This is a genomic window from Hypericibacter sp., assembly GCF_050729195.1.
Lineage (GTDB): Bacteria > Pseudomonadota > Alphaproteobacteria > Dongiales > Dongiaceae > Hypericibacter.
Genome location: NZ_JBOHKS010000202.1, coordinates 1 through 20,985, shown reverse-complemented (window position 1 = coordinate 20,985; position 20,985 = coordinate 1). Strand labels below are relative to the sequence as shown.

Below are 20,985 nucleotides of genomic sequence, written 5' to 3'. Positions count from 1 at the left end.
GTCTTGAGCGCTTCCTTGGTGCCGGTTTTGCCGACGCTGCCGGTGACGCCGATGCGCCTGGCCTGGGAACGCGCGCGCGCCGCCTGACCCATCCGCTCCAGGCCCGCCAGCGTCTCGGCGATCCGCAGCAGCGGAGCGTCGGCGTCGAGCCCGTCGGGGCGGCGATGGGCGAGGGCGGCCACGGCGCCGGCGGCGAGCGCACGGGCGATGTAATCATGGCCGTCGAAACTCGGACCCTTGAGGGCGACGAAGAGATCGCCGGCCTCGACCGTGCGGCTGTCGATCGAGACGCCGGTCGCCGCCCAGGCGGCAGCGCCCTCCAGCTTGCCCACGGTCGCGGCGGCGGCTTCGGCGGCGGTCCAGAGCACGGGCTTCGTGGCGGCGGTCATGCGCCACCCCCGATGCTGCGTCCGCCGACCGCGAGCGCCGCGGCGCGCGCGACCTCGGCATCGTCGAATGGATGTGTAACCGAACCGACGATCTGGCCGGTCTCATGGCCTTTGCCGGCGATCACGAGAAGGTCGCCCGCCTCGAGCTCGCCGACGGCGGTGCGGATGGCCAGCGCCCGGTCGCCGATCTCGCGGGCACCGGGGGCCGCCGCCATGATCTCGGCGCGGATCGCGGCCGGATCCTCGCTGCGCGGATTGTCGTCGGTCACGATGACCCGGTCCGCCAGCTCGGTCGCGATGGCGCCCATCACCGGCCGTTTGGCGCGATCACGATCGCCGCCGCAGCCGAACACCACCACGAGGCGGTTGCGGGCCAGCGGGCGAAGCTCGTTGAGGATCGTGCGCAACGCCTCGGGCTTGTGCGAATAGTCCACCAGGATCGTGGCGCCGCTCGGATGGCGCGCCACCAGCTCGATGCGGCCATGGACGCCGCTCAGCTGCGACAGCTCGGTGGTCGCGCGGGCCGGATCGGCACCGCAGCCGATGACGAGGCCCAACGCCGTCAGGGCGTTATAGGCCTGGAAGCCGCCGGCGACCGGGAACATGAGCTCGGTGCGCTGGCCGAAGATGTCGAGGACCAGCCGCTGGCCTTCCGGCAGCAGCGTGCGGCCGACCAGCGTCAGGTCTTTGCCCGCTTTGCCGAAGGCGATGGTGGCGAGGCCGCGCTGCTTGCAGATCGCGAGCAGGGGCTCGAACTGGTCGCTGTCGGCATTGAGGACGGCTGTGCCCGTGCCCGGCAGCAGCTGCTCGAACAGCCGCGCCTTGGCCCGGAAATAGCGCGCCATGGTGCCGTGATAGTCGAGATGCTCATGGGTGAGGTTGGTGAAGGCGGCGGCCTTCAGCTTGACCCCGTCGAGCCGGTACTGGTCGATGCCATGGCTCGAGGCCTCGATCGCGAGATGATCGATGCCGCCCAAGGCCAGCTCGGCCAGGAGGCGGTGCAGCTCGATCGGGTCGGGCGTGGTCAAGGCGCCGGGAAGATCATGGCCGGGGGCGACGACGCCCAGCGTGCCGAGGCTGCCGGCGCGGAACCCCAGCAGCGTCCAGAGCTGGCGCGTGAAATGCGCGGCCGAGGTCTTGCCGCTGGTGCCGGTGACGGCGGCCATGGTCTTGGGTTGCTTGCGATAGAAACGTGCCGCCATGAGCGCGAGGCGCCGGCGCGGATTGTCGTCGAGGATGACGGGGGTGCAGCCGATCTCGGGCGGCAGCTCGGTGTCGAAGGGCGCCAGGATGGCGCTGGCGCCGCGCTTCAGCGCGTCGATGATGTAGACGCGCCCGTCGGCGCGCGAGCCCGGCAGGGCGGCGAACAAAAAGCCGGGCTCGACGCGACGCGAGTCCGCGCTCAAGCCCTTGATCTCGATTTCCGCCGCCGTTGCCGCCACGTCCGTCTTCCGTTCCTCCAGGAGGTCCTTGAGCCGCACCGGCCCGAACTCCGCCGTCCCTATTCCGTACCGCGCGCTGACACGAGCAGCGCTGCGGTCTCGGAGGGCATGTCGTTCTGATCCTGCGGCGGGATGCCGAGCAGCGGCGCCATGCGCTGAATCACGCGCCCCACCGCCGGTGCCGCGACCCAGCCGCCGGTCGCATAGCCGTAAGAGCTCGCATTGGGCTTCGGGTCGTCGACCATCGCCAGCACCACATAGCGCGGCGCGTTGATCGGGAAGACGCCGACGAAGGAGGCCATGCGCGCATTGGCGACGTAGCCGTGGCTGCCGAGCTTGTCGGCCGTGCCGGTCTTGCCGCCGACGAAATAGCCGGGCACGTCGGCTTTCTTGCCGGTGCCCTTCTCGACCACGAGGCGCAGGAGCTGGCGGATCTGGGCCGAAGTCTCGGCCTTGATCACGCGCTGCCCGTCGGTGACCTGGTCGAGGCCGCGATGAATGAGCGTCGCCGGCCGCATCATGCCGCCATTGACCATCGCCGCGACGCCGGTCACGAGATGCAGCGCGCTGACCGCGATGCCATGGCCATAGGCGATCGTCATGGTGTTGATCGGACGCCAGTCGGCCGGATACATCGGCGCGCCCGCCTCGGGGATCTCGATCGAGGCCCGGCGCAGCATGCCGATGCTGTCCATGAATTTGCGCTGGCGCTCGGTGCCGATGCGCTGGGCGATCAGCGCCGAGCCGATGTTCGAGGAATACATGATGACTTCCGAGACCGTCAGGGGACGGTTCTCCGGATGGAAGTCGGAGATGGTGAAGCCCGCGACCCGCAGGGGATGGCTCGCATCGACGCTGTCATTGATGCCGATGACGCCAGAATCGAGGGCCGCGGCCGTGTTGAAGATCTTGAAGGTGGAGCCCATCTCGTAGACGCCGAGCGTCGCGCGGTTGAAGCGCTGGTCGGGCGTCGCCGTGCCGGCATTGACCGGATCGAAGTCGGGCAGCGAGACCATGGCGAGGATCTCGCCGGTATTGGCGTCGAGCACCATGCCCGCGCCGCCGACCGCCGAGAAATCGGTGATCGCGCGCTGGAGCTCGTCGTGAAGGATGTGCTGGACGCGGAGGTCGAGCGAGAGCTGGACCGGCTGGCCGCTCTTGAGCACGTCGTCGAAGGACTGTTCGATGCCGGCGAGGCCCTTATTGTCCACGTCGGTGTAGCCGACGACATGCGCCGTCAGCGAAGACTGCGGATAGACGCGCCGCTCCTCGCGCTGGAAGGCCAAGGCCGGGATGCCGAGGCGGTTGACCGCATATTGCTGGCGCGGCGTCAGATCGCGCTTGATCCAGACGAAGCGGCTATGGGCCGACAGCTTCGCAGTCAGCTCGGCGGCGCTCAGCTCCGGCAGGATCTCGACCAGCTTCGCCGCGGTCCCGGCCGGGTCGGCGATCTGCTGGGGATCGGCGTAGAGCGAGGCGGTGGCGAGGCTGGTCGCGAGCAGGACGCCATTGCGATCGAGGATGTCGGCGCGGGCGACCGCCAGATCGGGTGTCGGCAGCTGTGCGCTTTCGCGCTCGCCGCCATCCCAGACCCCGACCTCGAGCAGGCGCAGGCTGATGGCGAGGAAGGCGACCAGGAACAAACCGCCGCCGAACAGAAGCCGCAGATAGCCGGTCTCGAGCACGCGCTTGCGCTCGCCATCGAGCGCATAGAGGTCCTCGAAGCGCGGGGGCCGCGGATCGGCGAGCTGGGGTCCTTGCGGGTGGCGCGGAGGCCGCGGTTTCATTGCTGCTGCTCCGCGGTGGTCGCCGCGATGAGCGCGCCCAGCGGATCGTCGCTGGGAGAGACCAGCGGGCCCGTGGCCGCGCGCGTCGCCGCGGCGGCCGTGGCGGAAATGTCTTCGCTGCCCGAGGTCGGGTCGACCGGGCCTGCGGCCGTCGGCGTGGCCGCGACCTCGACGACGTTGTTGTTTTCGGCCAGATCATGGTCGGGCTCGAAGCTGACCGGCACGAACTCGCTCGGCGCCAGGCCGGTGAGAGCAGGCCCCGCCGGCGCGCTGACATCGAGATCGGCCATGCCGGCCGACCATTCGAGGCTGCTGGCGAGGGTGGCGGTTTCGCTGGTGACGGGCTTGGGCTGGAAGCTCGGCGAGGGCAGCGCCACGTCGAGGCGCTGCGGCAGGGCCGCGACATTCTCCATCTGGCGGGCCGCGACCGGCGCCAGGCCCAGATGACGGCGGTTGAGATCGGAGAGCCGGCCGGGCTCGTTCAGATAGCTCCATTCGGCCTTGAGCACGCGGACCTGTTCTTGCGCGCGCGAGATGTCGCGATTGGTCTGGCCCAGCTGATGTTCGAGTTCCTGCACCGCGAATTTGATCTGGAACATGCAGAAGCCGGCGGCGATCACCAGAACGAGCCAGACCGGCAGGGAGAGACGGTTCATGGATCAGTCCTCCTCGGCCATGTTGCCCCTATCGCCCCAGGGCGGGGCGGCGGTGCGTTCGGCCGCGCGCAAGCGCGCCGAGCGGGCGCGCGGATTGCGATCGGTTTCGGCCTTGCCGGGCTTCACCAGCTCGGGCGACAGGGTGCGGAAGCTGGGCGCATGCGAGGGCGCGGGCGCTTCGGGCAGGTGGCGCGAGCCCTGGGGCGTACGGCCGGCCCGTTCGCGCAGGAACCGCTTCACTTCGCGATCCTCGAGCGAATGGAAGGAGACGACGGCGAGCCGGCCGGCCGCCTGGAGGAGCGCTTCGGCGGAGACGAGGCCACGGCGGATCTCGCCCAGCTCGTCATTCACGGCGATGCGCAAGGCCTGGAAGGTGCGGGTCGCGGGATCGATGCCGTCATGGGCGCGGGCCCCCGAGGCGCGGCGCACGATCTCGGCCAGCGCCAGCGTGCGGGTGATCGGCGCCGCACGGCGCGCAGCCACGATCGCGCGCGCGATCTGGCGTGCGCGGCGCTCCTCGCCATAGCGGAAGATGAGGTCGGCGAGATCGGATTCTTCCATCTCGTTCACGAGATCGGCCGCGGTCGGACCGTGGCGGCCCATGCGCATGTCGAGCGGACCGTCGAAGCGGAAGGAGAAACCGCGCTCGGGCTGATCGATCTGCATCGAGGAGACGCCGAAATCGAAGGCGATGCCGTCGGCATGCTTGAAGCCACGCTCGCTCAACAACTCGCGCATGTCGCCGAAGCGGCCCTGCACGGTGTGGAGGCGACCCGGGAAATCCTGCGCCAGCGCCCGCGCGCCCGCGATCGCATCGGGATCGCGATCGATCGCCCAGACGGTGCAGTCGGCGGCGGAGAGAATGGCGCGGCTGTAGCCGCCGGCGCCGAAGGTGCCGTCGATATAGATGCCGCCATCCTTGGGGGCGAGGGCCGCGAGCACCTCATCGAGCATCACGGGCACATGGGCCTGCGCGCCCGAGGCATCGGCTTCCGGTTTGTTGCGACGCTTGTTGGTCATGACTGACCGTCCGCGCGCGCATTGCGCAGGGTGCGTCCCTTTTCGAGCGCGCGCTTGCGCGCTTCGATCTTGTAGCGCTCGAGCGCCTGGGGTTCCCAGATCTCGAAATGCTCGCCGCGCCCAACGAACGCGGCAACCTCGCCGATATGGGCTTCCTTGGCGAGATCCTCGGGCAGCTGCACACGGCCTTCGCCGTCGAAGGCGAGCTGCTTGGCGCTGGAGAAGAGCGCCATCGTCAGATCGTCATGCTCTTCCGAGAACAGATCGGAATTGGTGCTGAGCCGCGCCTTGATCCCTTCCATCCAGTCGATGCCGGCGCATTGCACGGCTTTGTACTTGAAGGAGGGGAGCGCGACGATTCCGTGGAAGGCCTGTCCGGAGAGCGCAGCACGGAAGGACGCCGGGACGGAAACCCGCCCCTTGCGGTCGATTTTGTTCACGAAGGTGTCGATGAACAGCGCCATCGGCCTTCCGTTTCCTTGCCCCTTCGCCGCAGCCGCCCGTTCTCCAAAAAACGACCCTGAACGGACTTCATGGGCGCCACTTGGGCACCCGACCGGCATTTATGGGATATCATGGGATACTATGGGCGTCAATGGGAATGGATAGTAAAAATCTGGCGTTTCGAGGCATTTACGAGGCGTTAACCACCCTTTCTCGGATCGCTCGAAGCACAGAAACCTGCGCTCAAGACGAAGTCTCGCTCGTCATTGAGGCGACTTCGTGTTCTTTATTTGTTCTGGTCGCGAATACTTGCGGCGACACCCTGTCGAAGGGGTGGCGCAAGGCGACAATGTCGACGAGGGAGGTAATGCCAGACGGCCGATAAGCCGGGTTCTGTCTCCGGGGTTGAGCTGGCGAACCAGCGCCCTGGCGATGGCCATTCATCTGGGACGTTCGTTGCCGAACGCCTCGCGCGACCGACCCGGACAGCGGCTCGAAAACCGCCCGGTCCAGGATTTCCCGAAAGAAATCAAGAACCTGCTGTCCCTACTTGGTCTTGCTCCCGGTGGGGTTTGCCCTGCCATGACCGTTGCCGGCCATGCGGTGCGCTCTTACCGCACCATTTCACCCTTACCGTCCCCGTTGCCGGGTCAGGCGGTATGTTTCTGTGGCACTTTCCCTGGGGTCGCCCCCGCCGGGCGTTACCCGGCACCGTGTTTCCGTGGAGCCCGGACTTTCCTCCCCCACGCCGACCGTTGCCGATCGGCGGAAGGCGGCCACCTGGCCGTCTGGCGCGCGCAGAGTTAGGCGCTGAAGCCCTTCAGGTCAACCGATCTGGTCGAGAAGATCCGCGAGAATGCCGGCGCATTCCTCGTCCGGCATGCCATCGAAGCGCGAGGGACGGAAATGACGCTGAAAGGCGATCAGGACCGTCTTCGTCGCCTCGTCGAGCTGCCCATGGGCGGGGACCTCGTAACCGAAGCGGCCGAGGCCCGCCTGGAATTCGGCGACCGACCAGGCGCGGGGCTTGGCATTGGCGCGCGACCAGAGGCCGATGCCATGCCGGGCGAGGCCGGCCCAATCGAAGAGCTCGCCCGGATCCTGCTTGCGTTGCGGTGCCACGTCGGAATGGCCCAGCACATGTCGGGGCGGGATCGGATGGCGCGAGAGGGTCTCCAGGGCCAGCGCTTCGAGGCTGTCCATTTGCGCGGGAGGAAAGGGCCGATAGCCGAACTCGTGGCCGGGATTGACCAGCTCGATGCCGATCGAACGCGCATTGATGTCGCGGAAACCGCCCCAACAGCTGACGCCGGCATGCCAGGCGCGGCGCTCCTCGGCCACCAGGCGCCAGGGCGTGCCGTCTTCCTCGATCAGATAATGGGCGCTGACTTTTGTCGTCGGATCGACCAGCCGGTCGATCGCCGCCTGGGGACCTTCCATGCCGGTGTAATGCAGCAGCAGGATGTCGATCGCCTGGCCAGGAGGCCGCTCGTCATGGTTGGGCGAGAGCACTTCGCTGAGTTCGAGCTTTGCCATGATCGACGCCTATAACCCGCCTTTGGTCGCGGCCTGGGCCAGTGCCGGCCGCCGGATGACGCAGATCGCCACGCCCGCGAGCGTGGCGACGCCCCCGATCACCATGAGCCAGGTCAGGGGCTCTTCCAAGAAGAGGATGCCCGACATCACGCCGAACAGGGGGATCAGCAGGGTGAAGGGCATCACCTGGTTGACCGGGAAGGTCCGCATCATCCGATACCAGACTCCATAGCCGATCAAGGTGACGAGGACGCTCTGATAGGCCAGGACACCCCAGACGCCCCAATGGTCCCAGGGCACGGTCTCGAGCGGATTGCCCTCGACAAAAAGCGCGACAATCAAAAGTTGAGGGAAGGCAAAGGTCGCGATCCAGCCATTGAGCGCTATCACATCGATGGCGTCGCCCATCTTCTTGATCTGGATATTGGCGAAGGACCAGACGCAGGCCGCGGCGATGACGAGAGCCAGCGGCAGATAGCCATTCGCGAAGCGCGGCTCGCCGGCGATGAGCGCCACGCCGCCGAAGGCGATGACCATGCCGAGCATCCGCCGCCAGCCGATGCGGTCCTTGAAGAAGAAGGCCGCGAGGAGTGCCGCGAAGGGGACCTGAAGCTGCACCGCGAGCGCCGCGGTCGAGGCATCGACATGCTTCATGCCGGTGAACATCAGGCTGAAATGCAGGATGCCCAGCGTCACCGACAGGCCCACCAGCTCGCGCCAGCGCGGCGGCAGCTTGATGAAGGGCAGCAGCATCGCCGCCACGACCATGAAACGCAGCGCCACGAAGGTGAAAGGAGGCATCAGCCCCAGGCCCCATTTCACCACCACGAAATTGAATCCCCAGATCATCATCACGAGGACGATCAGCACCAGATGATGAAGTTTCACGCAGAGATGTGAGCGTGAGCAAGAACCACGGCCCCTCCCCTTGCAGCAGGGGCGGCCAGCGTGGCAAACGAGGACGGGGAGCCTCTTTGGTGATCTTTTTCTCGGGAGCCAACGCGATCAGGCAATGCCGCGCTCCCGGGCGATCCGGTCATAGGCGGCATTGACGCGCGCCATCTTGTCGGTCGCGAGATCGACGAATTCCTGCGGCAGGCCCTTGGCGATCAGCTTGTCGGGATGGGTCTCGCGAATGAGCCGCCGCCAGGCGAGCTTGATCTCGGCGTCGCTGGCGTCGCGCGTGACGCCCAGCAGCGTATAGGGATCGGATTCGTCGGGTCCCAGATGCGAGTGACGGATCCGCTCGAAATCGGCATCGGCAAATCCGAAGATCCGCGCGACCTGGCGGAGATAGGCCAATTCCTCGTCGCTGACCTCGCCGTCGGCCTTGGCGATATGGAACAGGCCGTCGATCAGCTCTTCGAGGACCCGCGACTTTCGCGGGAACATCTTGGAAATCTGGCGGGCATAGGGCTCGAAGCCTTGCGCATCCTTGCGCGCCTGGTCGAAGAAGCGCCCGACATTCCTGAGCTCCGCCGGCGGCACCCGGAACACTTCCTTGAAGGCGACGATCTCCTCGCGCGTAACCTTGCCGTCGGCCTTCGCCATCTTGGCGCCCAGCACGATCACGCCGATGGTGAAGGCGATCTGGCGCGTTGCCGCCCGCTCGTCGCCCGACGGCAGCGCCTTGGCGTCGTCCTGCAGGTTGGCTTCGGTCAGCATATCGACGGCATGGCCGGCGACGGCGCCCGCCAGGGCGCCGACCGGGCCGCCCAGCGCGAAACCGGCGGCTCCGCCGAGGATCTTGCCCCAGATGCTCATGGCCAATTCGATTGTTGGGAAAAGAGGGTGAGGGACGCGCCAGGAACCAGGGTTCCTTAACGCGAAAGAATCATCCTGTAGCATACCGAAAGCGCCGTGCCGGAGCCAGCCTTGCGCAAGAGAGGCGAACAGGATCAAAGACTTACTCGTTCATCTGCGGCTTGGAGCGAGTCGGGCCGGGGTGTCAGAATAGGTCGATCATACCGGTGCCCGCCGTGAGCCGCTTGAAGGCGCCGACCAGAATGAGGATATGCAAGCGCCCATGACAGCGACCCAGCGACCCATGACAGCGAGCGAAAGAGCGCTCGCCTGCCATCGCGCGGGCGATTTGGTCGGGGCGGAATCCGCCTATCGCGAGGCTCTGGCCGCCGCGCCTGACGATGTCGCGGCGCTGGGCGGCCTGGGTGTCCTGCTGGTTCAGACCGGCCGGCCCCAGGACGCGATCGTACCGCTCGAGCGGGCCGCCGAGAGGGCACCTGCGGACACGCAGGGTCAGGTCAATCTCGGCAGCGCCTATGCAGGCACGGGCCGCCTGCCGGAGGCGATCGCCGCCTTCCAGCGGGCGCTGACGCAAGCGCCGGATCATCGGCATGGCTGGCGCAATCTGGCGATGGCGTTGATGCGCAGCGACCGGTTCGACGAGGCGGCCATCGCCATCGAGCGCTTGCTCAAGCTGGCGCCCGATCAAGTGGAGCCGCATCGTCTTGCCGCCGATCTCGCCCTGCGGCGTCAAAGGCCGGCCGATGCTGCGCAGATCTATCGGCAACTGATTGCCCGCGAACCCGGCAATGCGCGTCACAAGGCGGCGCTGGCCGGCGCGCTGGCGGCCCAGGGAGAGTTCGCGTCGGCCGTGACGCATTGGCGTGAGGCCACGTCGCTGCAGCCCGACCGCGCCGATTACTGGAATCAACTCGGCACCACCTGCCGGGCGATGGGCGACAGCAGCGGCGCCATCGAGGCGCAGCGCCGCGCGATCGCGCTCAAGCCCGACCACGCCGCGTACCATCTCAATCTCGGCGCCGCCCTCTATGATCATGGCACGATCAAGGAGGCGATGGCGGCCTTCCGCCGCGCGATCGAGCTCGATCGTTCGAGCGCTCTCGCCTGGCGCAATCTCGGCAGCGCTCTCGAGATGCTGGGCCGCAATGCCGAGGCCGCCAACGCCTATCGCGAGGCCTTCGCCCTGGAGCCCGCGAATGCGACGGGCCAAGCCCTGTTGCTGACCCAATTGCTGCAGCAATGCGACTGGACGGGCGCAGCGCCGCTGCTGGCGCGCGTCGCGGCCGACACGAAATCCAAGCTGGCGCAGGGCCGCAAGCCCGAGGAGACGCCGCTGGCCCATCTGTCGCGGTCGAGCGACGAAGCCGAGACGCTCGCGGTCGCGCGTGCCTGGGTGAAGCAGATGCAGCCGCGCCTCGCGGGTGTGCGGATCGCGCGGCGGATGGGGGATCTCGATCCGGATCGCCGCCTCAAGATCGGCTACTTCACCAGCGACATGCATGACCATCCGGTCGCCCATCTGACCGTCGGCCTGTTCGAGCATCACGACCGCAGCGCCGTCGAGGTCTCGATCTATTCGCATGGCCGCGTCGATGCCAGCCCCTGGCGGCGGCGCGCCGAAGCGGCCGCGGAGCATTTCGTCGACCTGCACGGACAGGGTCAGCGCGCGATCGCGGAACGCGTCGCCGCCGACGGGATCGATATCCTGGTCGATCTCAATGGCCATTCCAGCGGCGCCAAGATGGAAGCGCTGGCCCTGCGGCCGGCGCCGATCCAGGCGCTGTGGCTGGGTTATCCCGGGAGCTCGGGCGCCGACTTCATCGACTATCTGATCACCGACATCGTGGCCACGCCGCCCGAAGCCGCCGTGGACTACAGCGAATCCCTGCTCTGGCTGCCGCAGGTGTTCCAGCCCAACGACGACCGTCAGGAGATCGCCGTCGAGGCGACCACGCGCGCGCGGTGGGGCCTGCCCGCGGACGGGGTGGTGTTCGCCTCGCTCAACCAGGGCTTCAAGATCGAGCCCGCGAGCTTCGCCTTGTGGATGGGGCTGCTGCGCGAGCTGCCGCGCTCGGTCCTGTGGCTGCGCAGCCCCAGCGCCGAGATGCTGGCCAATCTGCGTCGCGCGGCGGCGGCCCATGGCGTGGGCGCGGAGCGGTTGATCTTCGCGGACCGCCCGGAGAAGCCGGTTCATCTGCAGCGCCTGTCGCTGGCCGACATCGCGCTGGATACCTGGACTTACAACGGCCATACCACGACCAGCGATGCACTCTGGGCGGGCGTGCCGGTAATCACGCTCGAAGGGAGCCATTATGCGAGCCGGGTCTCGGCCAGCGTGCTGCGTGCGATCGGCCTGCCGGAGCTGATCGCGACAACGCCCGAGGATTATCGCGCGCTGGCCCTGCGCTATGGCCGCGATCCCTCCGCGCGCATCGCGCTCAAGGCCAAGCTCGCCGCCCACCGCAAGACCATGCCGCTGTTCGACACCGCGCGCTTCACGCGCAATCTGGAAGCGGCCTATCGCGCCATCTGGCGCCGCCATGTCCGCCAGGCGAAGCCGGCCGCGGTGCGGGTCGTGGAACCCACCGGCGCTGAGGTATCGGCGGTGGCGGCCGCGATGGGCGAGGCCGAGGCCTTCCGGCGCAGCGGCGATCGCCGCAAGGCGATCGTCGCCTATCGCCGCGCCTTGGCGCTCGAGCCGGGGAATGTCATGGGCCAGCTGCGACTGGCCGATCTGCTGCGGGCCGAAGGGGCTGCCGGCGAAGCCGCGGATCGCTATCGCGAAGCGGTGGCGCTGGATCCGAGCCTGGCCGAAGCCTGGGGTGGGCTTGCCGCGATCCTGGCGGAAGGCGGGCCGATGGCGAAGCATCTGGATCGTTGCCGGGAGCTGGCTGCGGGCCGCCTGAGATCCGGTATGTCATGAGCGCCAGCCCCATCGAGACCGGCACGATCGAGGACGCCCTGGCGCTGCATCGCGCCGGCACACTCGACAGCGCCGAAGCGGCCTATCGCAAGCTGCTCGAACGCCAGCCCGGTCATATCGACGCGCTGGGCGGGCTTGGTGTGCTGCTCTATCAGACCGGCCGGCGTGAGGACGCGGTGGCGCCGCTCGAACGCGCTACAGCGGGCGCACCGCAGGATGCGCAGCTTCAGATCAATCTGGGCGCCGTCTACGCCAGCCTGCGGCGCTTCGACGAGGCGATCGCCTGCTTCAAGCTCGGGCTGCAGCGAGGCTCGCAACATGCGGATGGCTGGTGTAACCTCGCCAAAGCCTTGATGGCGCTGCGACGGCTCGACGAGGCCAAGGAAGCGCTCGACCGTCTCGAAACCTTGGTCCCCGGTGATGGCGGGCTCCCGAAGCTGCGTGAGCAATGGCTGCAGCGTATGGGCGAAGCCGTCGACTCTTATCGAGCATCGCTGCTCCGGGAACCTCGTCGGGCGGAGGTCTGGAACCAGCTGATCGCGGCGCTTCGATCGCTCAATCGTCACCGCGAGGCCGAAGAAGCCTTCGAGACGCTCCACAGGCTGCTGATCGAAGAGAGTCCCTCACTCGCGGAGGCGCATCGTCTGCGCGGCATGGCGCTCCTGGCGCTGGGACGATTGCGGGAGGGCTACGAAGAATATGAATGGCGCTGGCGCACGGAGGCGTTCGCGCGGCGGGGGCGCCGGATCGTGGCGCCCTTCTGGGAAGGGGAGCCCATCGCCGGGCGTCGGCTGCTCCTGCAATGGGAACAGGGGCTCGGCGATAGTATTCATTATCTGCGTTTCGCGCCGGCCGTGGCGGCCCTCGGCGCTCATCTCGTCGCCGAGCTGCAGGCCCCGCTGGTCCGGCTCGCTCGGAGCATGCCGGCGTTCGAGCGGATCGCCGCCGCCGGCGAAGCGCTGCCGCCTATCGATTTCCAGATCTCGCTGATCAGCCTGCCGCATCGTCTCGGCATCACCCTCGAGACGATACCGGCGCTGATACCCTATTTGACAGCCCCGGAAGCCGATCGCCGCCGCTGGGCGGGGCGGTTGGCGCCGCTGCCGCGGCCGCGGATCGGCCTGGTCTGGCGCGGCAGTCCCACCTTCGTGAATGACGCCCGCCGCTCCATGCCGCTGGCCGCCCTGACCAAGGTTCTGGCCCGGGGGCGTGGCGCCACATGGATCGCGCTGCAAAAGGATGCGACCGCGGCGGAGATGGATCTGCCCGGATCGGGCGTTCGGTTGCTCGACCCGGCGGCGGATCTCGGCGCACCCGCCGAACGCTTCGCCGACTTTGCCGATACCGCCGGATTGATCGCGGAGCTCGATCTCGTGCTCTCCGTCGATACGGCCGCCGCTCATCTCGCGGGCGCCTTGGGAAAACCCGTCTGGCTGATGCTGCCGCACAGTGCCGACGCGCGGTGGCTGGTCGATCGAGCCGACAGCCCCTGGTATCCGACGGCCCGCCTCTTCCGGCAAAGCCGTGCCGAGGACTGGACGGCTCCGCTCGAAGCGGTCGCCGACGCCGTCCAAGGCTTCATCGCGGCCGAGGGCGCGCCATGAGCGACAGCAAGGCGGGCACGCCAACCCTTGAAGCGGCGATGGCGCTGCATCGCGCCGGCACACTGGAGCGTGCCGAAGCGGCCTATCGCAAGCTGCTCGAACGCCAGCCGGGTCATATCGGCGCGCTGGGCGGGTTGGGCGTGCTGCTGTTCCAGACCGGGCGGCGCGAGGCGGCGGTGGCGCCGCTCGAACGCGCCACGGCGGGCGCGCCGAAGGATGCGCAGCTGCAGATCAATCTGGGTGCCGCCTATGCCAGCCTGCAGCGCCATGGCGAAGCCATCGCCAGTTTCCAGCGCGGGCTCGCGATCGATGCGCGTCATGTCGATGGCTGGCGCAATCTCGCCAAGTCGCTGCTGGCCGCGGGCCGGCTCGACGAGGCCAGGACCGCGCTCGACCAACTCGCGACCTTGGCGCCGGAAGATCGCGAATGCCGCCGCCTGCAGGCGGATCTGCTGCTGCGCGGCGATCGTGCGGCCGATGCGGTCGTATCCTTGCGCCGCTTGGTGCAGGAAGATCCGAAGGATGTCCGGGCGTGGGTCAGCCTGGCGCGCGCGCTGTTCCGCCAGGGCGACTATCAGGGCTCGGCCGAGGCGAACCGCGCGGCGCTGCGCCTCGATCCCCAGGAACCGACCGCGCTGATCAATTTCGGCGTCGATCTCAAGATCCTCGGCCATCGGGACCAGGCCATCGCCACCCTGCGTCAGGCGGTCGAACGCACGCCGAAGAATGCCTTCGCCTGGCGCAATCTCGGCGCGATCTATGAATCCGCCAAGCGGGAAGAGGAGGCGGTCGCGGCTTATCGGCAGGCGCTCGCGATCGATCCGGCGGATCCCGCGGCGGCCTCGCTGTTGCGGCTCCATCAGCAGCAATGCGCCTGGGCGGACGCCGCCCCTTTGCAGGCCCGCATCGCCGCGGCGACGGAGGCGGCCCTCGCCAAGGGCGAGAAGCCGGAAGAATCGCCACTGGCCCATCTCTCCCATTGCACCGACGAGGCCCAGAATCTGCGGGTGGCGCAGGCCTGGTCGCGCGCCGCCGTCGTCCGGATCGGCGGACAGAGGATATCGCTGCCGGCCCAGGACCTCGACGCCGAGCGACGGTTGCGCATCGGCTATCTCTCCAGCGATTTCGGCGAGCATCCGGTGGCGCAGCTCACCGTCGGCCTGTTCGAGCACCATGACCGCCGGCAGGTCGACGTCACCGCCTATGCGATCGGCGTCGATGACGGCAGTCCCTGGCGCCAGCGCATCGCCAAGGCCGCCGACCGGTTGGTCGATATCACGGCGCTGGGATTCCGCGAGGCGGCCGAACGCATCGCCGCCGACAAGATCGACATCTTGATCGATCTCAACGGCCATACCGGCGCCGCGCGGCTCGAGATCCTGGCCTTCAAGCCGGCCCCTATCCAGGCCCTCTGGCTGGGCTATCCGGGGACGTCGGGTGCCGATTTCATCGACTATGTGCTGACCGACATCACGGTGACGCCGCCCGAAGCCGCGCCAGATTACAGCGAGAAACTTTGCTGGCTGCCGAACCTGTTCCAGCCGAACGACAATCGTCAGGCGATCGCCGGGCAACCGGTCACGCGCGCCCAATGGAGCCTGCCCGAGGGCCTGCCGGTGTTCTGCTCCTTCAACCAGGGCTTCAAGATCGAGCCCGCTCTGTTCGATTGCTGGATGCGGATCCTGCGGGCATCGCCGGGCTCGGTCCTCTGGCTCCCTTCGGGCAATCCGCAGATGCCCGTCAATCTGCGGGCCGAGGCCGAGAAGCGCGGCGTGGCGCCCGAACGTCTCGTCTTCGCCGACCGTCCCGACAAGGCGCTGCATCTCAAGCGCCTGTCGCTCGCCGATATTGCGCTGGATACCTGGACTTACAACGGCCACACCACGACCAGCGATGCGCTCTGGGCAGGCTTGCCGGTGATCGCTCTCGAGGGCACGCATTATGCCAGCCGCGTGTCGGGCAGCGTGCTGCGCGCAATCGGCCTGTCGGAACTGGTGGCGCGCACGCGCGAGGATTATGCGGCGCTGGCCCTGCGTTACGCGGGCGATCCCGAGGCGCTGGCGGCGCTCAAGGCCAGGATCGCGGCGAACCGGGCAACGGCACCACTGTTCGACACCGATCGCTTCCTGCGCAATCTCGAGCGGGCCTATCGCGTCCTCTGGCGGCGCCATGCGGCAGGCAAGCCGCCGGCGGCGATCCGCATCGTGGAGCCGCCGAAAGGGGATCGGGCCGAAGTCGATCGCCTGTTCGCCCAAGCCGAGGCCCATCGGATGTCGGGGGAAGCGGACGCGGCCGCCGCGCTCTATCGCGCCGTCCGCGCGCAGGACGGGGCCCGTGTCAATCCGCATCTTCATCTGGCGGCCCTGCAGCAGGCGGCCGGTGATCCCGCTGCGGCGGCCGAGAGCTATCGCGAGGTGGTGGCGTTGCGGCCCAATCTCGCGGAAGCCTGGATCAATCTCGGCGTGGCGGATCAGGCCACCCCGCCGCTCGAGCGCGCCTTGCGCTGCTATCGCCGTGCCCTGGAGATCGATCCGTCGCTGGTCGTCGCCTCGGTCAATCTGGTCGGTCTCCTGGTCGAACGCGAACGCTTTGCGGAAGCAGCAAAGGTCGCCGAAACGGCGCTCACCCACGCGCCCGGCGATCGCGGCCTGTTGCTGGCCTCGGCCCGCGCACTGATCGGCCTGGAAGATGGGGCCGGGGCCGAGCGCAAGCTGCACGAGGTTCTCGCCCGCGATCCCCAGGATTTCGACGGGCTCTTCCAGTTGGGCCGGGCGCTCGCGGCGCAGCTTCGGTTCGAGGAGGCGATCGCGGCCTATCGCGCCACCCTGGCTGTCAACCCGAAGCAGGTCTTCGTCTGGAACAATCTGGCGACGGCCTTGCGCGAGTGCGAGAGGCTGGAAGATGCCGAAGAGGCCCTGCGTACCGCCCTGGCGATGGATTCGACTCTGGTCGGCCTGCACACCAACCTGGCCATGGTCGTGCGCGGTCTCGGCCGTGCCGAGGAATCGCTCGCGATCACACGCAAGGCCCTCGCGCTCGAGCCCGACAACCCGGACGCGCATCGCCGCCTGGCCTTCGCGCTGATGACGATGGGCCATCTCGAGGAAGGTCACGCCGAATATGAGTGGCGCTGGCAGTCGCCGTCATTCCTCACCCGCGCGCGCCGGATCGTGGCGCCCCTCTGGCAGGGCGAGCCGATCGCCGGCAAACGTCTCCTGCTGCAATGCGAGCAGGGGCTGGGCGATACCCTTCAATATATCCGCTATGCCCGCAACGCCGCGGACGCCGGCGCGGTGGTCCTGGCCGAAGTCCAGCCGCCGGCCGTGCGCCTGGTGCAATCGATGCCGGAGATCGCCCAGGTCTTCGCCAATACCCAGGATCTGCCCGCTGTCGATTTCCAGGTTCCGCTGATGAGCCTGCCGCACCGCTTCAAGATCAGCATGGGGACCATCCCCGTGCAGGTTCCCTATCTGCGGGCGACGCCGGCGGATCGCGAGCGGTGGGCCGAGAGAACCGCGCGGCTGCCGCGCCCCCTGGTGGGGTTCGCCTGGCGCGGCAATCCGAAATATCCGAACGATCGCCGTCGCACCATGTCCCTGCGGCCGCTGGCGGATCTGATCCGGAATCTTTCCGGAAGCGCCATCGCCCTGCAGCTGGACATGAAGGAAGAGGAGCTGACCGGCACCGGGTTGGTCGGCCGGTTGCTCGATCCGGCGAAGGATCTGGGGGCACCGCCGCAGCGCTTCAGCGATCTGGCGGACACGGCGGGCCTGATCGACGGGCTCGACCTCGTGATCGCCGTGGATACCGGCATCGCCCATCTGACGGGCGCCCTGGCCCGGCCGGTCTGGATCATGCTGCCGGCCGAGAGCGATCCGCGCTGGTATCTCGATCGCGAGGACAGCCCCTGGTACCCGACCGCCCGTCTGTTCCGGCAGGCCAAGGCCGGCGATTGGGACGAGGTCGCCCGCCGCATGGCGCGGGCGCTGCGCGAACCCAACGCCTTCGCACGACGAGGGCCGGGATGACGCCGGAAGTGACGGACGCCGAAAGGCTCGAGGCGGTCGAGCGCGAGCGGCGGGAGCAGGCGCTGCGCCAGACCGTGCAGCACGAGCCGCGCCATCTCGATGCGCTGATCGAGCTGGCGATGCTCTGTTTCGAGACCGGTCGCCGGCATGAAGCCGTCGGATTCTTCGAGCAGGCCGTGGCACTGGCGCCACGGGACGCGATCCTGCGCTGCAATTTCGGCAACGCGCTGGCGGCGACGGGCCGTCCGGAAGCGGCATTGCTGCAATTCCACGAGGCGATCCTGGGCGATCCACGATTGGCCCTGGCGCATTATCAGCATGGAAATGCGCTTCGCGACCTCGGCCGCGACCACGAGGCCGTCGCGGCCTATGGGCTGGCGATCGGCCTCGATCCCCGCCTCGCCTCGGCCGAGCGGCAACTGGCGCTGCTGCTGCGCCGCCTGGGAGAAAATGACGAGGCCGCTGCCGCCTATCGCCGCGCGCTGGCCATCGAGCCCGACCGGCCCGTGGTCCATTTCAATCTCGGCAACCTGCTGCGCGAGCAGGGCCATCTCGAGGAAGCGGCGGTGAGCTACCGGGCGGCCTTGCGGCTGCGCCCCGGATTTGCCGGTGCCGCCTGCAATCTCGGGAGCGTCTGCCTGGCCCAGGGTCGCTTCGCGGAGGCCGAAGCCCTCTACAAGCGGGCGCTCGCCGCCGATTCGAAGCTTGCGGACGCGGCGCGCAATCTGACTCAGGCGCTGGAGCTGCAAGGCAAGCTCGGGCCCGCGATCAGCGCGGGCGAGAGCCTGGTGGCGCTGGTCGAGAACGAAGTCCCGGCCTGGGTGCGTCTCGGCCGGCTCTATCAGCGCCATGGCAAACCGATCCAGGCCTTGGCGGCCTTGCGTCGCGCGCTGACGCTGGCTCCAGCCGACCTTCCGGCCCTCCTGGCCCTGATGCCCGTGCTCAGTGCCCTCGAGCGGTCGGAAGAGGCGATCGCCGCCGGACGCCGGGCCCTCGCCATCGATCCGAACAACGGCGCCGCCGCGAGCGGGTTGTGGATGCTGCTGCGGCGCGCCTGCCGCTGGCGCGAGGCGGAGGCCCTGGCGGCGCGGGTCGCAAGCCTCACAGATGCGGCGCTCGCGGAAAATACGCTGCCCGATCAGACGCCGGCCGCATTCCTTCTGGCCTCGATGGATGGACCCAAGCTGCGCCGTCTCGCGCAAGCCTGGAGCGCCACGTCACTTTCGTTTCCCAGCAAACCCGGCAGCGCCGGGTTGCGGCGGCGGCCGCTCGATCACAAGACCGATCGTGCCTTGCGGATCGGCTATCTCGTGGCGGCCGGCGCTTCCGACCTGCCCTTGATCGCCGATCTCTGCCGGCATCATGACTCGTCACGGATCGAGCCGATCCTCTTTGTTCATGCTGACGGCGGAGCCGGTTCTCCGGCGCTGCCGGAGGGAAGCGTCGATCTGAGCGCGCTGCGGCCCGACATGGCGGCACAGCACCTGGCTGACGAGGCGATCGACATCCTGGTCCTGTCCGACGCCACGCCCGCCAGCGCCGCCATGGCGATCGCGGCGCGCCGGCCCGCCTCGCTGCAAGTCGCCTGGCCTGGCTTCCCCGGAACCAGCGGCGCCGATTTCATCGACTATGCATTGGCCGATGCGATCGTCGCGCCGCCGCAACAGGCGTCGCATTGGAGCGAAGCGATCTGCCGCCTTCCCGAGGTTTATCGCCCCATCCTCGTCGGCGAAGAACCGACAGGAGAGCCGCCCGATCGCGAACGCGAAGGACTGCCGCCGGATCGGCTGATCCTGGCGGCGCTGCACCCGCCCGAGCGGATCGAGCCCGCCTTGTTCCGGCTCTGGACCGAGCTGCTGGGGGCCTTGCCGAACACCATGCTGTGGTTGTCCGCCGCCGAACCGCTGATGGTGGTGGAGCTGAAGCGGCAGGCGGCCGAGCGCGGGATCGAGCCGCAGCGGCTGCGCTTCGCCGCGCTGCGCTCGCCCTTCTCGCGGCGTCAGCGCGTGGCGCTGGCCGATCTGGTTCTCGACAGCTTCCCCGCGAACGATCTGGCTCTCACGGAAGATGCGCTGGCCATGGCCGTTCCGGTCGTGACCTTGCGCGGACGCCACTTCGCCAGCCGCGCTTCCGCCAGCCTGCTGACCGCAGCGGGCGCCCCGGAACTGGTTGCCGAGGATCTCGAAGCCTATCGGCAGATCGTGCTGGGGCTGGCGCGCGACCCCAATCTCCTGGCGGCCGTCAAAGCCCGGCTGCTGCAGGCGAGATCGCGCGCACCCTTGTTCGACCGGACACGCTTTCTGCGCCATCTGGAGCAGGCTTATGGCCGCATGTGGCGCCACTATCTGTCGGGCCGCGCGCCGGAGGCGATCGAGATCGTGCCCGCGATCGAGGTCCAGGCATGAGCGAGACAGGGACCCCGCCGAACCCGGCCAAGGCGGCATTTGCGGCCTATGTTGCCGGCGATCGCGCGCTGGCGGAACGGCTCTATGGCGAAGCGCTGGCGCAGAATCCGAACGATGCCATAGCGCTGCAAGGCCTCGGCGTGTTGCGATTCGAACAGGAACGCAAGCAGGACGCGCTCGCCTTTCTGGGACAGGCCGCGCAACTGGCTCCCGAGAATGCGGGTATCCGGCGCAACCATGCCGCCGCTCTCGCGGTGGCCGCGCGTTTCGCGGAAGCTGCCCTGGAATATCGGGCGGCCCTTGCGATCGAGCCCGACGTCGCGACCGATTGGGGACGGCTCGGCAGCGTCCTGGCCGAGCTCGATCGCAATGACGAAGCGATCCTCGCCTATCAAGCCGCCCTGGCACGGTTGACGCCCGGGGCGGGCGAAGGTCCGGCGCTCCTGCGCCGGCTGGGCCGGGTGCAGCGCAGCGCCGGGCAGACCGAAGCGGCCATCGCCACCTGGCGCACAGCGCTCGAACGCGCGCCCGGCCATGCCGGCGTCGCCTTCAATCTCGGCAATGCCCTCAAGGAACTGGGCCGCAACGCGGAGGCGGAAACCGCCTATCGGCAGGCCTTGTCGATCGATCCGCGTCTGGTCCGGGCCCAGGTCAATCTGGGCGCGGTTCTTCATCTCGAGGGCCGGCTGGAAGAGGGCGAGGTCGCCTTTCGCGCGGCCCTCGCCATCGATCCCGCGACGCCGGATGCCAGGCGCAATCTCGCGATCGTGCTGAACGATCTCAATCGCGGCGAAGAGGCTCTGCGCGAGTTGCAGCCCCTGCTCACCGGCGACGAAGAGCGCGAAACCTTGCGCGTGGCCTGTGTCCTCTATCAGGGTCTGCAGCGCCCGGCCGAAGCGCTGGCGACGGCGGAGCGCCTCCTCGTCATGACTCCGGGCGATGGCGGGGCCCTGGGCGCATGCGCGCTGGCATTGCTGGCGCTCGAGC

Annotated in this window: 14 protein-coding genes and 1 other RNA gene; 5 read left to right on the top strand and 10 right to left on the bottom strand. The window is 68.4% G+C overall.

Features of this window, described 5'->3' with window-relative positions:
- The 10 genes from ACREE8_RS15665 to ACREE8_RS15620 form a co-directional block, all read right to left on the bottom strand.
- Positions 1-389, bottom strand: a 389-nt coding sequence (locus ACREE8_RS15665; protein ID WP_431573945.1) for a Mur ligase domain-containing protein, incomplete at its 3' end; no start/stop codon positions are given.
- Positions 386-1,870, bottom strand: coding sequence for a UDP-N-acetylmuramoyl-L-alanyl-D-glutamate--2,6-diaminopimelate ligase (locus tag ACREE8_RS15660; protein ID WP_431573944.1), 1,485 nt, complete (start codon positions 1,868-1,870; stop codon positions 386-388). The genes ACREE8_RS15665 and ACREE8_RS15660, both read right to left, overlap by 4 nt.
- 20 nt (positions 1,871-1,890) lie before the next feature.
- Positions 1,891-3,618 carry a peptidoglycan D,D-transpeptidase FtsI family protein gene (locus ACREE8_RS15655; RefSeq protein WP_431573943.1) on the bottom strand — a complete coding sequence of 576 codons (1,728 nt, stop codon included), beginning with the start codon at positions 3,616-3,618 and terminating at the stop codon, positions 1,891-1,893.
- Entirely contained in the window at positions 3,615-4,274 is a 660-nt protein-coding gene (ftsL, locus tag ACREE8_RS15650; protein WP_431573942.1) for a cell division protein FtsL, read from the bottom strand. Before ftsL ends, ACREE8_RS15655 begins: the two co-directional genes overlap by 4 nt.
- A 3-nt stretch (positions 4,275-4,277) precedes the next feature.
- Positions 4,278-5,294, bottom strand: a complete 1,017-nt coding sequence (gene rsmH / locus ACREE8_RS15645) for a 16S rRNA (cytosine(1402)-N(4))-methyltransferase RsmH (protein WP_431573941.1) — start codon at positions 5,292-5,294, stop codon at positions 4,278-4,280.
- Positions 5,291-5,758, bottom strand: a complete 468-nt coding sequence (locus tag ACREE8_RS15640; RefSeq protein WP_431573940.1) for a division/cell wall cluster transcriptional repressor MraZ — start codon at positions 5,756-5,758, stop codon at positions 5,291-5,293. The genes rsmH and ACREE8_RS15640 overlap by 4 nt, the downstream gene beginning before the upstream one ends.
- Positions 5,759-6,104: 346 nt before the next feature.
- An RNA gene (rnpB, locus tag ACREE8_RS15635) (RNase P RNA component class A) lies at positions 6,105-6,530 on the bottom strand.
- A gap of 33 nt (positions 6,531-6,563) precedes the next feature.
- Positions 6,564-7,274 carry an N-acetylmuramoyl-L-alanine amidase gene (locus tag ACREE8_RS15630; protein WP_431573939.1) on the bottom strand — a complete coding sequence of 237 codons (711 nt, stop codon included), beginning with the start codon at positions 7,272-7,274 and terminating at the stop codon, positions 6,564-6,566.
- A 9-nt stretch (positions 7,275-7,283) separates the two neighbouring features.
- Complete coding sequence (locus ACREE8_RS15625) at positions 7,284-8,162, bottom strand: DMT family transporter (RefSeq protein ID WP_431573938.1); 879 nt, start codon at positions 8,160-8,162, stop codon at positions 7,284-7,286.
- Between the two features lie 117 nt (positions 8,163-8,279).
- Positions 8,280-9,038, bottom strand: coding sequence for a TerB family tellurite resistance protein (locus ACREE8_RS15620; protein WP_431573937.1), 759 nt, complete (start codon positions 9,036-9,038; stop codon positions 8,280-8,282).
- 262 nt (positions 9,039-9,300) lie between these two features.
- On the opposite strand from ACREE8_RS15620, the gene ACREE8_RS15615 reads away from it, so the two are divergent.
- The 5 genes from ACREE8_RS15615 to ACREE8_RS15595 form a co-directional block, all read left to right on the top strand.
- Positions 9,301-11,961, top strand: a complete 2,661-nt coding sequence (locus ACREE8_RS15615; protein ID WP_431573936.1) for a tetratricopeptide repeat protein — start codon at positions 9,301-9,303, stop codon at positions 11,959-11,961.
- A complete protein-coding gene (locus ACREE8_RS15610) occupies positions 11,958-13,565 on the top strand; it encodes a tetratricopeptide repeat protein (protein WP_431573935.1) in 1,608 nt (535 codons plus the stop codon). Before ACREE8_RS15615 ends, ACREE8_RS15610 begins: the two co-directional genes overlap by 4 nt.
- Positions 13,562-17,593: a tetratricopeptide repeat protein gene (locus ACREE8_RS15605; RefSeq protein WP_431573934.1), complete on the top strand. Its 4,032-nt coding sequence runs from the start codon at positions 13,562-13,564 to the stop codon at positions 17,591-17,593. Before ACREE8_RS15610 ends, ACREE8_RS15605 begins: the two co-directional genes overlap by 4 nt.
- Positions 17,590-19,998, top strand: coding sequence for a tetratricopeptide repeat protein (locus tag ACREE8_RS15600; protein ID WP_431573933.1), 2,409 nt, complete (start codon positions 17,590-17,592; stop codon positions 19,996-19,998). The genes ACREE8_RS15605 and ACREE8_RS15600 overlap by 4 nt, the downstream gene beginning before the upstream one ends.
- Positions 19,995-20,985: tetratricopeptide repeat protein (locus ACREE8_RS15595; RefSeq protein WP_431573932.1), on the top strand; the 991-nt coding region annotated here is incomplete at its 3' end. The genes ACREE8_RS15600 and ACREE8_RS15595, both read left to right, overlap by 4 nt.

Coding starts and splice junctions, on each gene's coding strand:
- ACREE8_RS15605 (WP_431573934.1), top strand. CDS start 13,562: ATGAGCGACAGCAAGGCGGGCACGCCAACCCTTGAAGCGGCGATGGCG.
- ACREE8_RS15610 (WP_431573935.1), top strand. CDS start 11,958: ATGAGCGCCAGCCCCATCGAGACCGGCACGATCGAGGACGCCCTGGCG.
- ftsL (WP_431573942.1), bottom strand. CDS start 4,274: ATGAACCGTCTCTCCCTGCCGGTCTGGCTCGTTCTGGTGATCGCCGCC.
- ACREE8_RS15600 (WP_431573933.1), top strand. CDS start 17,590: ATGACGCCGGAAGTGACGGACGCCGAAAGGCTCGAGGCGGTCGAGCGC.
- ACREE8_RS15615 (WP_431573936.1), top strand. CDS start 9,301: ATGACAGCGACCCAGCGACCCATGACAGCGAGCGAAAGAGCGCTCGCC.
- ACREE8_RS15620 (WP_431573937.1), bottom strand. CDS start 9,038: ATGAGCATCTGGGGCAAGATCCTCGGCGGAGCCGCCGGTTTCGCGCTG.
- ACREE8_RS15655 (WP_431573943.1), bottom strand. CDS start 3,618: ATGAAACCGCGGCCTCCGCGCCACCCGCAAGGACCCCAGCTCGCCGAT.
- ACREE8_RS15630 (WP_431573939.1), bottom strand. CDS start 7,274: ATGGCAAAGCTCGAACTCAGCGAAGTGCTCTCGCCCAACCATGACGAG.
- ACREE8_RS15640 (WP_431573940.1), bottom strand. CDS start 5,758: ATGGCGCTGTTCATCGACACCTTCGTGAACAAAATCGACCGCAAGGGG.
- rsmH (WP_431573941.1), bottom strand. CDS start 5,294: ATGACCAACAAGCGTCGCAACAAACCGGAAGCCGATGCCTCGGGCGCG.